The organism is Nostoc sp. FACHB-888 (assembly GCF_014696655.1).
Lineage (GTDB): Bacteria > Cyanobacteriota > Cyanobacteriia > Cyanobacteriales > Nostocaceae > Nostoc.
On sequence record NZ_JACJQM010000029.1, the window covers coordinates 75,182 to 88,791 of the forward strand.

A 13,610-nucleotide genomic window follows, 5' to 3' on the forward strand; every position below is an offset into this window, starting at 1 on the left:
AGTAAATAGGAGAGGCAGATAATTCCACCTCTCCTATAGAGATAAACTAATTACTTAGAGCAACGCTTGCTTTAGTATCTGTTGGTTTTGTTAGGTTTGTGAACAAGAAAGCTGAGAACTTGGCACTGCTTGATGTTATCAAAACCTACAACACGGATAAAGCTGGTGTTGAATTGAGAACGGCATCCTTGAACTTCGCTCAATACTTCTTGAGTGGATTTAGCACCGAACAAAGGCAACTTCCACATTGTCCAATATAATTCTGTAGGCTCAGAAGTTTCGTTAAACTCGATCGCTGGAATGTAACCTTGATTCAAAATGTACTGGATCTGCTTGGCAATTTGAGCGTCAGTCAGGGGTGGCAGATAAGAAAGGGTTTCGTAACGACGCTCTTTTGGTAAAGTTTGCATAGCTTTTGATAATGGGTTGCGATTTTGACTACTAGGTTGACCGAACTAATTAGATAAGTTATCCAAATTCGGATCTGAAGTTGCTTGCTGTTCTGGTTGCAGACTGGGGTTAGATGTGTCTATTCGTGTGATGCGTTCTAGATGCTGGCGACGCTTTTCCATGTTGCCTTGTTGAATGCCAGTGCGAACCATTTCTGGTAAAAAATCAGCAACTTCCTCCGCAATATGTTCTCTGACAGTCATGATCCGCAATGCTAAATCTGGCTTTTCTCGGAACAATTGCTCAATGTATGCTTCACCATCCTGAATTTTGTCAGTGGAAAAGTTATGCAACCAAAGTGCTAGTGGAGGATTTGTTTCGCCTAGCTGTGCCAGTACTGTCCTTAAAGCCTGATAAGTCAGGTAACTTTGGAGAGTCTTGGCTGTGTCCTTCGCAATTTGCTTAAGATTCATGCTTGACCCCAGCCCTAAAGAGTTATGAGTTATGAGTTATGAGTTATGAATTAATGCAAATCCTAACTCTTAACTCTTAACTCTTAACCGTTAACTCAGATCAGACGGTATCCATTGCTTCAAACTCGAACTTGATTTCTTTCCACAGTTCGCAAGCAACAGCTAGTTCAGGAGACCACTTGGCAGCTTCGCGGATGATATCGTTACCTTCACGAGCCAAGTTGCGGCCTTCGTTACGAGCTTGAACAACGGCTTCCAAGGCGACGCGGTTAGCGGTTGCACCAGGAGCGTTACCCCAAGGATGTCCCAGAGTACCACCACCGAATTGTAGTACGGAGTCATCACCAAAGATTTCTACCAGTGCGGGCATATGCCATACGTGGATACCACCAGAAGCAACTGCCATTACACCAGGTAGAGAAGCCCAGTCTTGGGTAAAGTAAATACCACGAGACTTGTCTTGCTCAATGTAGTTTTCACGCAACAGGTCAACGAAGCCCATTGTGATGCCACGCTCACCTTCCAACTTACCAACTACGGTACCGGTGTGGATGTGGTCACCACCAGACAAACGTAGGGCTTTAGCCAATACACGGAAGTGAATACCGTGGTTCTTTTGACGGTCGATTACAGCGTGCATAGCACGGTGAATGTGTAGCAGGATACCGTTATCACGGCACCAACGAGCCAATGTGGTGTTGGCGGTGAAACCTGCTGTCAGGTAGTCATGCATGATGATGGGCATTTTGAGTTCTTTAGCGTACTCAGCCCGCTTCAGCATTTCTTCACAGGTAGGAGCGGTAACGTTTAGGTAGTGACCTTTAATTTCACCGGTTTCTGCTTGAGCTTTGTTGATAGCTTCAGCTACGAACAAGAAGCGATCGCGCCATCTTTGGAATGGTGCGGAGTTGATGTTTTCGTCGTCTTTGGTGAAGTCCAAACCACCGCGCAAACACTCGTATACAGCGCGTCCGTAGTTCTTAGCAGAAAGACCCAATTTAGGCTTAATGGTACAACCCAGCAAAGGACGACCGTATTTGTTTAACTTGTCGCGCTCAACTTGAATACCGTGAGGAGGCCCTTGGAAAGTCTTGATGTAAGCAACAGGAAAGCGAATATCTTCTAGACGCAGTGCCCGCAGAGCTTTGAAACCAAATACGTTACCTACAATTGAGGTCAACACATTGGTTACAGAACCTTCTTCAAACAAGTCCAAAGGATAGGCAACGTAGCAGATGTACTGGTTGTCTTCACCGGGAACTGGTTCGATATCGTAGCAACGACCTTTGTAGCGATCGAGGTCGGTGAGCAAGTCTGTCCACACAGTTGTCCAAGTACCTGTGGAAGACTCAGCCGCTACAGCCGCACCTGCTTCTTCGGGAGGAACACCAGGCTGGGGTGTCATGCGGAACGCAGCTAGAAGATCGGTATCTTTTGGTGTGTAATCGGGTGTGTAATAAGTTAGTCTGTAATCTTTAACCCCGGCTTGATACCCAGACTTGCTCTGAGTCTTCGTTTGAGCGTAAGACATATTTTATCCTTCCCTGAAATCACTCTTGTTAATTATCAAATCACGTTTTGTGCAACTTCCCCTCACCCGATTTTTTCCCCCTTCATCGGGGAAAAGAACGGTAAAAATTTTTGTTAAGGGTTGTTTTTGGCAAAGGTTAGCAGTTTTTTTTGCGGCTGACACTTTGGTAGTGGTGGTAGCCCTCCTCACCAGTGTTGTCCCATTCTATGAGTACACGACCTAGCGCTTCTACTGTTTCCTCTTCCTACGAATCAAAATTCTTTTTTACCTCTTCTTCGCACCCAACTAAACCTTCTCAATTTCACCAAAAATTCCGCTTTTTGCGGCTTTATTTAGATAATTCCCCTACAAATCGGGGTATTCAGGGGATTGGGCTGGCTGGCACACATTCCCGCCTCTACACTCCCTATATCTTTTCCGTTGATGGAAAAGATACTAGAAAAGAATTTACTTGACAGAGATTTAGCAGAGTCGTGAGCGTAAAGATAAAAAATTGCACACCACGTAATTTGTAACTTATTCCACAATATATCAATAATTCGATAAGTTATTCTTTGAAAGTTTTTAACTTATATATTTAATTTTGTTATTACATAAAGATTTAACATTTTGTTACAGATCCTTTACAAGGTGTCATCAATAACTGTATAGAAGCTTTTGGGAGCGAGGAGTTAGGAGTTAAGAGTTATTAGGAAGTATTTCCCTAATGCCCAATGCCCAATCCCTATAAAATTTTAGGAAAATTCCAGATGACGTTTAAAAAATCCTGACTAGGGGAACACTGAAACTAACCCAAAGCCAGTTTAGGTAACAGCTATGGGTACTGTCTCCAAAGGAAATGTCACCGTGGTATTGTTTTGCAAGCGTACTAGTTTATTGACTACTTCTATCTTGCTGGGGTTGATAGCTTTGCCAAGTATAGGATGGGCACAAAAAACCCCTGATATTAATTCATCCGATCTAACTCCTGCTTACCCATCTTCTGCACCGCCACCGCGAGTAGAACCTTTGCCCAATGAGCGAGGAGTGCAAGAAAATTCGCCAAAAACTGATTATCGTGTTGGTAACTTACTGAGAGATATTACTGACAATCTTTGGGTAGGTTCTTGGCGGGGACTATCGCGGATTGATCCTAAAACTGGCAAGATTATTTCTCGTGTTAGTTTACCAAATGTTGCCATTGGTGCTTTAGCCCAAGACAAAGTAGGACGTTTGTGGGTAGGAAGTTATGATGGACTGTTCCGAGTAGACCCCCGTACTAGCGAAATCACCGCGCAGAATTTATTTTTGCCTTCTAAACGGGTGTTGTCATTGTTAGTTGACAAACGAGGTTATTTGTGGACTGGAACCGATAGCGGTTTAGCCCTAATTAGTCCCGACCAAGGCTTGATTATGACAACATTAAAAAATCTGCCTGGTGTCAGCGCCAACACCATGACTTTAGATGCTGAAGGTCAACTGTGGGTTGGTACACTTGATGGATTGGTGCGGGTAAATACTGCTAGTGCTGCGATTATGAAGCGGATAGCCAATTTACCAGGGACGACTGTCCAAGCTTTAGCTATCAGTCCAGAAGGATTAATTTGGGCAGGAATGCCAAATAATTTACTAGTTATTAACCCAAAAACTGGTGCAGTAGTGCGGTCTGTAACTCGCCTGCGTGGGCGTGATGTGACTGCGGTACGTTTTGCTAAAGATGGTAGTGTCTGGGTTGGGACTAACAATGGTTTGTTACGATTAAATCCAAATACAGGAGCTGTGTTAGATGCAGAAGTTGCTGGACTTCCTTCTAGTCGGGTTCTTGCCCTTGCACCTGACATCGCCAATAAATTATGGATCGGCACTAGTGAAGGTCTAGCTTGGTTAATGCCTAAAACCGACAGTGCAAAACCCCATATTGCTTTCAGTCGCGCCGTGAAGTAACAAGTTAGGAGTTAAGAGTTAAGAGTTAGGAATTAGAAGTTATGAATTAAATTAAATCCTGAACTATTTACTCCTAACTCATCACTCCTAACTCAGCACTTCTAATTCAGCACTCAACACTAAAAAAATGGCAATTACTACCCAGCAATTAATTCAATGGAAACACCAAGGACGTACAATTGTGGCGTTGACCGCCTGGGATTATGCGATCGCTCAACTCCTCGATGCAGCTGGTGTAGACTTAATCCTTGTGGGTGACTCTATGGCAGTAGTTCTAGGGTATGAAACAACACTGCCGATAACTTTGGATGAGATGATATACCACGCCAAATCTGTGCGCCGTGGGGTTAAACGCGCATTAGTTGTTGTAGATTTACCATTTTTGACGTATCAAGAAAGTCTCCAGCAAGCGATGCACTCAGCTGGGCGGGTACTCAAGGAAACGGGCGCTCAAGCGGTAAAATTGGAAGGTGGCTATCCAGCGATCGCAGAAACTATTGCTCATTTGGTTCAAGCTGGAATTCCGGTAATGGGTCATGTAGGTTTGACACCGCAATCAATACATCAACTGGGTTTACGACAACAAGGGAAAACCCAAGAAGCGAGTGAGAGAATTTTACTTGAAGCGATCGCTCTGGAACAAGCTGGTGTATTTTCTCTTGTTTTAGAGCATATCCCCGCAGATTTGGCAATGCAGATTACACAAAAACTCACAATTCCTACAATTGGTATCGGTGCAGGAACTCACTGCGATGGACAGGTTTTAGTTACCTCAGATGTAATTGGACTTACCGAGAAGCATCCACCATTTGCCAAAGTTTACACAAACTTGCGGGAAACGATTACCAAAGCCGTGCAAGATTATGCCGTGGAAGTGCGCGATCGTAAATTTCCGTAAGTGTGGAATTTACGATCAAAAAATACAAGAAGCTGGCAAATAGCTAGTTTTCCACCTGGGATAATCTATGCAATCAGAGAGCAGCACATTATAAAATTGCTGAAGTTCAAAATTGTGCCTTAACATCCAGAGTGAAAACTGACAGTATCTTTTATCGTTTATTTCAAGAATTCCCCAGTATCTTCTTTGAACTGATTGGCAATCCTCCTGAGACTGCAAATACCTATCAATTTTCTTCAGTTGAAATCAAACAAACTGCCTTTAGAATAAATAGTGTATTTCTTCCCACTCAAGACGAAGAAAATCCCATTTATTTCGTCGAAGTTCAATTTCAAGCAGATTTAGATATTTATTTGCGCCTAGTTTCAGAAGCATTTCTCTATTTACGGCAAAATAAATCTAAAAATTCTTGGCGAGGAGTGGTGATTTATCCCAGAAGAAATGTAGATACTGGTGAACGACAAGATTGCCACGAATTCTTCAACAGCAATCGTATTAGTATAATTTACTTGGATGAATTAGGCGAAGCTGCATCGCTACCAATAGGTATTGCTACCCTAAAATTAGTAATTGAAAATGAAGATACAACTATTACTACCGCAAGAGAACTAATTAACCGTACTAAACAAGCGATAAATTTGCAACTGCCACAAAAACAATTACTAGAATTAATAGAGACAATCTTAGTTTATAAATTGCCTAACATAAGTCGAGAGGAGATAGAAGCGATGTTTGGGTTAAGTGAGTTGAAGCAAACACGGGTTTATCAAGAAGCTAAACAAGAAGGTAAAGAAGAAGGCAAAGAAGAAGGTAAACAAGAAGGTCGTTTTGAGGCAAAGTTAGAAGCTGTACCTAAACTGCTAGCACTAGGTTTAAGTGTGGAACAGATATCACAGGCGTTAGATTTAGATGTTGCACAAGTCCAGCAAGCAATACAGCAAACGCCTCTAAATGAATAAATTCAGACAAGCGATGTTTAGCGACAAGCCTTTTTGCATCTAAGCATTTTAGATTAACGCGATCGCTATCTTAACTACAAATATCAGCTATAAACCCCATACTTGGAGGTGCAGCAATGGTACAACAAGTTACACCAGAAACCACAATCAAAGTCATCTACCCGGAAAGTGACGGACAGCCAATGGCAGATAATACAGAACAATTTGCATGGATTGTCAAAATCAAAGAAAATTTAGAAATCTTATTTGCATCGCAAGCTGATGTATTTATCGCCGGAGATTTGTTTTGGTATCCAGTTAAAGGAAGCCCGAATATTAAACAAGCGCCTGATACAATGGTGGTCTTTGGCAGACCAAAAGGAAAACGGGGTTCTTATTTACAGTGGGATGAAGATAATATACCCCCACAGGTAGTATTTGAAATTCTCTCACCAGGTAACACCCTCAAAGAAATGACTAAAAAATTGCAGTTTTACCAACGTTATGGCGTGGAAGAATACTACATCTATGATCCGGCTAAGAACGATTTAAATGGCTTGCTGCGTTCTGGGGATAGTTTTGAAGTTATCGAAGAGATGAATGGCTGGGTAAGTCCGCGTTTGGAAATCCGTTTTACATTAACACCGGATACGCTGGAAATTATTTCTCCCACCGGACAAAAGTTTTTGTCACCTGTAGAAATTGACCAGTTACGGGAACAAGAACACCAAGCAAAGGAAGCGGCTTTAAAAGAATTAGATAAAGAGCGCGATCGCTATCAAGAATTGCTAGCTAAACTCCAAGAAAAAGGAATCGATACAGATAATTTATAATCTAATTTATAATCGCTGATGTTCTATTTATAGAAGTAATCATAAGTTTATCTCTTTTATTTATTTTTACTTCTATGATGCTGATAAATACTTATAATATTAGGAACTAAAAATTTAACTATGGAACAACAACCGATACAAGTAATTGGAGGTGGACTAGCTGGAACTGAAGCAGCTTGGCAAATCGCCCAAGCTGGAGTGCCGGTAATTCTCCATGAAATGCGTCCAAAACGCTTCAGCCCTGCTCATCATACAGAACATTTGGCAGAATTAGTGTGTAGTAATTCCTTCGGAGCAATGGCAAGCGATCGCGCGGCGGGTTTATTGCACGAAGAATTACGCCAACTCGGTTCTATTGTCATCTCAAAAGCTGATGAACACGCCGTACCCGCTGGTGGGGCGCTGGCAGTAGACAGGGGACAATTTGGCCAAGACTTGACTCAAACTTTAGCCAGCCATCCTTTAATTGAATTTCGCCGGAGTGAAGTGTCTGCGATTCCTGAAGGGATTGTGGTTTTGGCAACTGGGCCTTTAACGAGTCCCGACTTAGCCCAAGATTTGCAACGCTTTACCGGGATGGAATACCTGAGCTTTTTTGATGCGGCTAGTCCGATTATTGTGGGAGAATCGATTAATCGTGACGTTGCCTTTATGGCATCACGTTATGACAAAGGTGAAGCCGCTTATCTGAACTGCCCAATGAATAAAGAGCAGTATTTGCACTTTAGAGAAGAACTTTGTAAAGCAGAACAAACAGAACTCAAAGGTTTTGAACGGGAAACGGCGAAATTTTTTGAAGCTTGTTTACCTATTGAAGAACTAGCACAGCGTGGGGAAGACACCATGCGCTACGGCCCCCTAAAACCAGTGGGATTGTCAGATAATCGCACCGGGGAACGTCCTTACGCTGTGGTGCAGTTACGACAAGAAGATAAAGCCGGCCAACTGTGGAATATGGTAGGATTCCAAACTAACCTGCGCTGGGGTGAGCAAAAGCGAATATTTCAGTTAATTCCGGGTTTGGAAAAGGCAGAGTTTGTCCGATTGGGAGTGATGCACCGCAATACTTTTATTAATGCTCCCCAGCTAATGCATCCTACTCTGCAATTTAAAGAGCGTCCAACATTGTTAGCTGCTGGACAGTTGATTGGTACAGAAGGCTACACTGCTGCGGCTGCGGGTGGCTGCTTGGCGGGAATTAATGCAGCGCGGCTAGCCTTGGGTAAAGAAGCTTTGGTTTTACCACCAACAACAATGATGGGTGCGTTATTGGAATTTATTAGTTCCGCTTCACCGAAGCATTTCCAACCAATGCCGCCCAACTTTGGCATTTTTCCCGAACTGGGTGCGAAAATCAAAAGTAAGCAAGAGCGTTATGGACGTTACCGCGATCGCTCTTTAACCGATCTAGCAAACTGGAAAGCTAATCGGAATTAATGGGAATTGGGGATTGGCTTGTTCTCCTAATCTCCCTACCCCCTGCCCCCTTGCTTCTTCCCCACTCACTATTTAATAAAACTTCAAATAGGTTTATTATCCTTTAAAATCTTTTGCAGAGATTTAGGCAAGATATATGGCTGATATTGTTGATATTGCAGTTACGGCTGAGTCTTTCAAAACCCTGGTGGCCGCTGTACAAGCCGCTGGTTTAGTTGAAACATTAAAAAGTCCTGGCCCGTTCACTGTCTTTGCACCAAATGACGATGCTTTTGCCAAGTTACCGCCGGGAACTATCCAAACTCTGTTACAGAATATTCCCCAGCTAATGCGGATATTAAAGTATCATGTCGTTCCAGGAAAGCTGCTACGGGCTGATTTGGCAGAACTCGGTACGGTTAATTCTGTGGAAGGTTCACCTATTAAAATTCATTCTTCTGATGGTTTTGAAGTGAAAAATGCCACGGTTTTAGCAGCAGATATCGAAGCTGATAATGGTGTGGTACACGTTATCGATACCGTGATTTTACCGGGTTAATTTAGCTAGGGTGGGTGTTTTCCACCCTACTTCTCCAAAATCTTTATAATTAACTAACTATTGGGAGTATCAAAACGCAACTCAATAGTTTAAATTATGTTATATTTGCAATGTGATTACTCACTCATTTGTTAATATATATTTCGTTATATTAAAATAAAATAAATTAAAGTCTTAAAAAGCTAACACCTATCTCAACAAATTAATGCTCGATTTAAACACTTTAGCTGAGTTTTCTCGTGGCAACTGCATAAGTATTTGTGCGTTTCTCGTACCAGCGAACTTGCTTGTCACGATTTTAACCATAAGCCTGGTAGCCTTACGTCGTCCATCGCATCAAGTGTGGCAATCTGCTGGAATTGCTAGCTTTTTCGCTTCTGTAATGATATTGCACGTATATACTTGGTTTATGATTGGCGTGGTGATGGCTCCTACTTATATCTTGCTGTGGTTAGCAATCACCTGTTTAGTGACTAATTTGGCAGCAATTCTTTTTCAAAGACGTTACAGTAACAGTCCTAGCCTTTCTAACAACGCCTGAAATTCACACCTACTCTCCACAACATAAAGATGGTGATGAATTTTAAGCTGTTACACATTTAACTTGAACATTTACATAAAGGATGATGACTGATAACCGTTAACTGTCAACAGTTAACAGTTAACGACCATAAAGAGTGTTTATACAATTTAGGCGCGCATCAGCTTAGATTTTAAATTTTGGATTTTGGATTAAAAAATTTAAAATCCAAAATTTAAATGAGGTTGGGTTTGTAGCGGTAGATTCATTTGGTAAATTCTGCGCGTAATTGATTCACTACCCGATCTAGCCCCACGGAATGGGCGGCTTTGAACAATAAACGATCGCCTGTTTGCACAAATGTCTTCAACCTAGCCACCAAATCACCATGAGTTGCAAAGCACTCAGATGGGATACCCTCAGCACTAAGGGCAATCGTTTCGGCATCTTGTCCATCTACCAAAACCAACAACCCGTCTAAATTCAATTTTCGCACTGTTTCTCCCACTTGCTGGTGCAACTGCTGCGATCGCTCTCCTAATTCTTTCATTGCACCCAATACGGCAATCTTCCGTTTTCCGGGTGTATCTGACAATAATTGCAATGCCGCGATCATAGCTTCTGGTGCAGCATTATAAGTTTCATCTAAGATTACCACATCGTTGGGTAAGGTAAACTGCTGCGATCGCCCTGTAGGCATATCCACCATCACACCTGCTTTCAGGTTTGCCCAATCGATCCCCAACACCTTTGCTACAGCTAAAGCTGCCAAGAAATTAGTCGCATTGTGACGACCAGGTAAAGGTAGAGGTAGTTGGATTCCTGCAACTTCCACCTGGTCGTTATCAATTAACTGCCCTTGGATATCCCCACCAGAAAAGCCGTAAGTTAAAACTTCTCCGTGCCAAAATTTTGCTGCTGTGGCCATTAATAAAGGATTGTCGTGGTTAAGAATTGCCACACTATCAGCAGACATTTCTGCTAACAACTCACATTTTGCTTCAGCGATCGCTTCTTCAGAACCTAATAATTCAATATGTGCCGTCCCCACATTGGTAATCACTCCAATTGTTGGACGCGCTATTTGTGTCAGTTCAGCAATTTGTCCCCTACCCCGCATCGCCATTTCAATTACGGCGTAGTCATCTTCTGCACCAAGTTGTAGGAGAGTTTTCGGGACACCAATTTCGTTGTTGTAATTTTCATAAGTTTTGTGAACTCGCCCCTTTGTTGCCAAAACTGCCGCAATTAATTCTTTAGTTGTAGTTTTACCCACAGAACCTGTTACACCAATTACAGGAATGTTAAAGCGATCGCGCCACCATCTACCGATTTGCTGATATGCTTTGAGAGTGTCTTTTACCTGCAATACCGGAAAACCAGGGTTTTCGTATTCAAAATCTACAATTGCCACTATTGCACCCTTGGCGATCGCAGTTTGCACAAATTCATGTCCATCAAACTTATCGCCTCGCAAAGCTAAAAATACTTCACCTGGCTTCAGGGTACGGCTATCTGTTTGTATACCGCAACTGACTTGTTTTAAAGCAGTTTCAGATAAGTTTATAGGACTGGCCAAAAGAATTTCAATCAGTTTGGTTAGGGTGGCAGAACAATGCATAGGTAATTTACAATTTAAAGTTCAAAATTAGAAACTCGAATTATGACACAATACTGCATTGAACAACAAGATTTACGACTTATCGATAAAGATGCGAATCTAAGGCTAGTCACAATAACACCAAAAATAGTGCCAAAGAAGTTCAGCTTCTTTGGCACACGTTGTTTATAAGCTATTTATATAATTTAATTAAGCATATCTTTTATCGCCTTATCCCCGGTTTTTAATTACGCTTACTTGCACAATTTGTATAGCTATTTCACTAGAAAGACCTAAAGCTTGATATAAATCATTTAAGAAGTTTTTTTCTTCTTCAGCTACGATGCCTTCAGTTAAAACTAAATCGGTGGCTACCGCAAAGGCCGATTCCCGCAAATCTTGAGATAGAGAATCTTTGGCTGCATTAAATAAACTATTAAAGCCATCCCCTTGGAGAATGCCCAATATTTTCTCAAACAGCTTGTTCATCATCTCATGGGGATAACTTTTAAAAAGTTTCATCCGAGACAGTACAAAAGTGAGATAATTTGCCTGTTCAACAGAAAGGTAACCGTCTGACGCTATTGCCACCAAAATAATGACAGCAAAAGCTTCCGCTGGATTGAGTGCTGTTTGGGTTTGGTTTTCTGTGCCCAACACAGCGTCGAATAGATCCATTGTAGTAACTCCTTGTTAGAGTCTCAATGGCGCTACAGTTACCTGTATGTTTGGTGGATTTCCAGGTAAAGCTGCAACGCAGTGAGACTTTCATGCTTTAGTGTTCCCAGGATTTCTTCACGGCGAACACTTGCAGCCAATGGTTTTTGGCAAGAGCTACACTGCCATTTGTAAACTTAGCGTTCTCCTGTCTTTTCTATTGTTTCAATTACCGCCAAACCTATACCAGAGCCTGCTATTAACAGGACTACTGATATCAAATAAGCGTTGGCCAGCATCCGTAGGGCTTCATCGAAAAAAATGTAGGTGGTCATTGCTTCACCTTTTGAATTTTGTGTTGCTAGTACTTTTTATTTCTCCACACACCGACAGGTGAATTTCGCCGAGAAACTGCTAGCAATTGCATCTTAACAAAACTTTAGCTCTTTAAGAACACATTTTAAACTTTTTCTTTCTGAAGATTTGATGAATTATAGAAAGCCTTGTAAAAGAAATTACTTAGTTTGAGTTTCAAGCAAAAGTTATGTCACCCTAGATTTACGTAAAGACAGTTGTTAAATTAGTCAACTAACTCACAAGTAATCATGACAATAAATATCTATAAATTGCTTATTTTTACGGACTATGCTGTGAAATCCAAAGAAAATATACAAGAAGATTCCCGGTTTCTCTAAGAAACCGGGAATCTGAGCTACAAATCAAATAGGATTACTATGATCTCAGTGCATATACAAAAGTGACTCAATTACGAATTCAGAGGTTTTACCTAAAAAAAGGAGAAAGTCCCTAAAGTAAACAATGTTCAATTGTCGCTACAACTGATTGAGAAAGAGAATCAAAGTCATAACCACCTTCTAAGCCAAACAGAATTTTACGAGTTATCCCTAGACAATAATCAGTAAATAAAGCATAGTCTTCTGGCTGCAAATTGATACTTGCCAAAGGATCTGCGGCATTGCCATCATAACCAGCACTTACAATCAGCAAATCAGCCTGAAAATCGGCTAAAAACGGTATTACTTGTCTTTCAAATAGTGGCTGATATACTGCAATATCACTACCAGGGCGTACAGGTAAATTTAATACATTATTATGAAAGCCGCGTTCTGTCGCTCTCCCAGTACCGGGATAACATGGGTACTGATGTAGCGAACAGTAGGCGATGCGTGCTTCAGTTTCAACGATCGCCTGAGTTCCATTACCGTGATGCACATCCCAATCGAGGATGGCGACGCGGTTAATTCCGGGTTGTTCGAGGGCAAATAAAGCTGCGATCGCTGCATTAGAAAATAGGCAAAAGCCCATTCCCGCATCACTTTCTGCATGGTGTCCTGGGGGACGCGCTAGTACAAAAGCTGGATTAGCCGACTTTAACACAGCCTCAACTCCATCCAACCATGCACTGACTGCCAACAATGCCACATCATAACTAAGTGGCGAAACTGGCGTATCTCCATCCAAAGGGCCGCCGCCACTAGAAGCGATTTGCCAAAGTTTTTTGATATAGGCTGGGCTATGTGCTCTAACCAACACAGACATCAGCGATGGCTGTTCTGATGCTGGTGTGGGCGATCGCCAGGCAATTCTATCTGCGAATGTCGCTGCTTTTAGGGCAGTAGCGATCGCACTTAAACGTTCTGGTTTTTCGGGATGGTATTTTCCAGTCTTGTGGTCTAAAAATTCGTCGGAATAGATGACTGGCAGCATAGGACGAAAAAAGTTGGCACCAAGACAATGAATGCTATTGTATCCCATCTTCCGCACTTCAAAAAGTATTATAAATAATACAAAAATAGTTACTAAGAATATTCATACTATTAAGTATTAATACTGGTAATAGTTATTGGCTGG

The 13,610-nt window shown here is 41.8% G+C and carries 15 protein-coding genes; 8 read left to right on the top strand and 7 right to left on the bottom strand.

Going from position 1 to position 13,610, the window contains the following annotated elements:
• Window positions 1-71: 71 nt before the first annotated feature.
• From H6G26_RS19015 to H6G26_RS19025, 3 genes are all read right to left on the bottom strand, one after another.
• A complete protein-coding gene (locus H6G26_RS19015; RefSeq protein WP_190730740.1) occupies window positions 72-410 on the bottom strand; it encodes a ribulose bisphosphate carboxylase small subunit in 339 nt (112 codons plus the stop codon).
• Window positions 411-455: 45 nt separating this feature from the next.
• Window positions 456-863 carry a chaperonin family protein RbcX gene (locus tag H6G26_RS19020; RefSeq protein WP_109007118.1) on the bottom strand — a complete coding sequence of 136 codons (408 nt, stop codon included), beginning with the start codon at window positions 861-863 and terminating at the stop codon, window positions 456-458.
• Window positions 864-963: 100 nt separating this feature from the next.
• A complete protein-coding gene (locus tag H6G26_RS19025) occupies window positions 964-2,394 on the bottom strand; it encodes a form I ribulose bisphosphate carboxylase large subunit (protein ID WP_069072882.1) in 1,431 nt (476 codons plus the stop codon).
• 206 nt (window positions 2,395-2,600) lie between these two features.
• Here H6G26_RS19025 and H6G26_RS19030 point away from each other — a divergent pair, with 206 nt between their 5' ends.
• From H6G26_RS19030 to H6G26_RS19065, 8 genes are all read left to right on the top strand, one after another.
• Entirely contained in the window at window positions 2,601-2,849 is a 249-nt protein-coding gene (locus H6G26_RS19030) for a hypothetical protein (protein ID WP_190730741.1), read from the top strand.
• Window positions 2,850-3,210: 361 nt separating this feature from the next.
• The gene (locus H6G26_RS19035; protein WP_190730742.1) at window positions 3,211-4,317 is read left to right on the top strand and encodes a two-component regulator propeller domain-containing protein; all 1,107 of its coding nucleotides are present in this window, start codon (window positions 3,211-3,213) and stop codon (window positions 4,315-4,317) included.
• Window positions 4,318-4,444: 127 nt separating this feature from the next.
• Entirely contained in the window at window positions 4,445-5,215 is a 771-nt protein-coding gene (gene panB, locus H6G26_RS19040; protein ID WP_190730743.1) for a 3-methyl-2-oxobutanoate hydroxymethyltransferase, read from the top strand.
• A gap of 131 nt (window positions 5,216-5,346) precedes the next feature.
• Window positions 5,347-6,174, top strand: coding sequence for an Rpn family recombination-promoting nuclease/putative transposase (locus H6G26_RS19045; protein ID WP_190730744.1), 828 nt, complete (start codon window positions 5,347-5,349; stop codon window positions 6,172-6,174).
• A gap of 116 nt (window positions 6,175-6,290) precedes the next feature.
• Window positions 6,291-6,986 carry a Uma2 family endonuclease gene (locus tag H6G26_RS19050; RefSeq protein WP_190730745.1) on the top strand — a complete coding sequence of 232 codons (696 nt, stop codon included), beginning with the start codon at window positions 6,291-6,293 and terminating at the stop codon, window positions 6,984-6,986.
• 120 nt (window positions 6,987-7,106) lie between these two features.
• Window positions 7,107-8,423 (top strand): FADH(2)-oxidizing methylenetetrahydrofolate--tRNA-(uracil(54)-C(5))-methyltransferase TrmFO, encoded by a 1,317-nt coding sequence (trmFO, locus tag H6G26_RS19055; RefSeq protein ID WP_190730746.1) that lies wholly within the window; start codon window positions 7,107-7,109, stop codon window positions 8,421-8,423.
• Between the two features lie 136 nt (window positions 8,424-8,559).
• Window positions 8,560-8,961 carry a fasciclin domain-containing protein gene (locus H6G26_RS19060; protein ID WP_190730747.1) on the top strand — a complete coding sequence of 134 codons (402 nt, stop codon included), beginning with the start codon at window positions 8,560-8,562 and terminating at the stop codon, window positions 8,959-8,961.
• 205 nt (window positions 8,962-9,166) lie between these two features.
• On the top strand, window positions 9,167-9,502 hold the full coding sequence (locus tag H6G26_RS19065; RefSeq protein ID WP_190730748.1) for a hypothetical protein: 336 nt from the start codon (window positions 9,167-9,169) through the stop codon (window positions 9,500-9,502).
• 244 nt (window positions 9,503-9,746) lie between these two features.
• Here H6G26_RS19065 and murF read toward each other — a convergent pair whose 3' ends face one another.
• The 4 genes from murF to H6G26_RS19085 all read right to left on the bottom strand — a co-directional run bounded on the left by murF (window position 9,747) and on the right by H6G26_RS19085 (window position 13,466).
• Window positions 9,747-11,102, bottom strand: coding sequence for a UDP-N-acetylmuramoyl-tripeptide--D-alanyl-D-alanine ligase (murF, locus tag H6G26_RS19070; RefSeq protein WP_190730749.1), 1,356 nt, complete (start codon window positions 11,100-11,102; stop codon window positions 9,747-9,749).
• A gap of 210 nt (window positions 11,103-11,312) precedes the next feature.
• Window positions 11,313-11,759 (bottom strand): tellurite resistance TerB family protein, encoded by a 447-nt coding sequence (locus tag H6G26_RS19075; RefSeq protein ID WP_190730750.1) that lies wholly within the window; start codon window positions 11,757-11,759, stop codon window positions 11,313-11,315.
• A 176-nt stretch (window positions 11,760-11,935) separates the two neighbouring features.
• Complete coding sequence (locus H6G26_RS19080) at window positions 11,936-12,073, bottom strand: hypothetical protein (RefSeq protein ID WP_190730751.1); 138 nt, start codon at window positions 12,071-12,073, stop codon at window positions 11,936-11,938.
• 472 nt (window positions 12,074-12,545) lie between these two features.
• Entirely contained in the window at window positions 12,546-13,466 is a 921-nt protein-coding gene (locus tag H6G26_RS19085) for a histone deacetylase (protein WP_190730757.1), read from the bottom strand.
• Between the last annotated feature and the right edge of the window lie 144 nt (window positions 13,467-13,610).

What these genes read in the sequence shown, in the direction of transcription:
- H6G26_RS19015 (WP_190730740.1), bottom strand. Translation starts at nt 410, where the DNA reads ATGCAAACTTTACCAAAAGAGCGTCGTTACGAAACCCTTTCTTATCTG.
- H6G26_RS19020 (WP_109007118.1), bottom strand. Translation starts at nt 863, where the DNA reads ATGAATCTTAAGCAAATTGCGAAGGACACAGCCAAGACTCTCCAAAGT.
- H6G26_RS19025 (WP_069072882.1), bottom strand. Translation starts at nt 2,394, where the DNA reads ATGTCTTACGCTCAAACGAAGACTCAGAGCAAGTCTGGGTATCAAGCC.
- H6G26_RS19030 (WP_190730741.1), top strand. Translation starts at nt 2,601, where the DNA reads ATGAGTACACGACCTAGCGCTTCTACTGTTTCCTCTTCCTACGAATCA.
- H6G26_RS19035 (WP_190730742.1), top strand. Translation starts at nt 3,211, where the DNA reads ATGGGTACTGTCTCCAAAGGAAATGTCACCGTGGTATTGTTTTGCAAG.
- panB (WP_190730743.1), top strand. Translation starts at nt 4,445, where the DNA reads ATGGCAATTACTACCCAGCAATTAATTCAATGGAAACACCAAGGACGT.
- H6G26_RS19050 (WP_190730745.1), top strand. Translation starts at nt 6,291, where the DNA reads ATGGTACAACAAGTTACACCAGAAACCACAATCAAAGTCATCTACCCG.
- trmFO (WP_190730746.1), top strand. Translation starts at nt 7,107, where the DNA reads ATGGAACAACAACCGATACAAGTAATTGGAGGTGGACTAGCTGGAACT.
- H6G26_RS19060 (WP_190730747.1), top strand. Translation starts at nt 8,560, where the DNA reads ATGGCTGATATTGTTGATATTGCAGTTACGGCTGAGTCTTTCAAAACC.
- H6G26_RS19065 (WP_190730748.1), top strand. Translation starts at nt 9,167, where the DNA reads ATGCTCGATTTAAACACTTTAGCTGAGTTTTCTCGTGGCAACTGCATA.
- murF (WP_190730749.1), bottom strand. Translation starts at nt 11,102, where the DNA reads ATGCATTGTTCTGCCACCCTAACCAAACTGATTGAAATTCTTTTGGCC.
- H6G26_RS19075 (WP_190730750.1), bottom strand. Translation starts at nt 11,759, where the DNA reads ATGGATCTATTCGACGCTGTGTTGGGCACAGAAAACCAAACCCAAACA.
- H6G26_RS19080 (WP_190730751.1), bottom strand. Translation starts at nt 12,073, where the DNA reads ATGACCACCTACATTTTTTTCGATGAAGCCCTACGGATGCTGGCCAAC.
- H6G26_RS19085 (WP_190730757.1), bottom strand. Translation starts at nt 13,466, where the DNA reads ATGCTGCCAGTCATCTATTCCGACGAATTTTTAGACCACAAGACTGGA.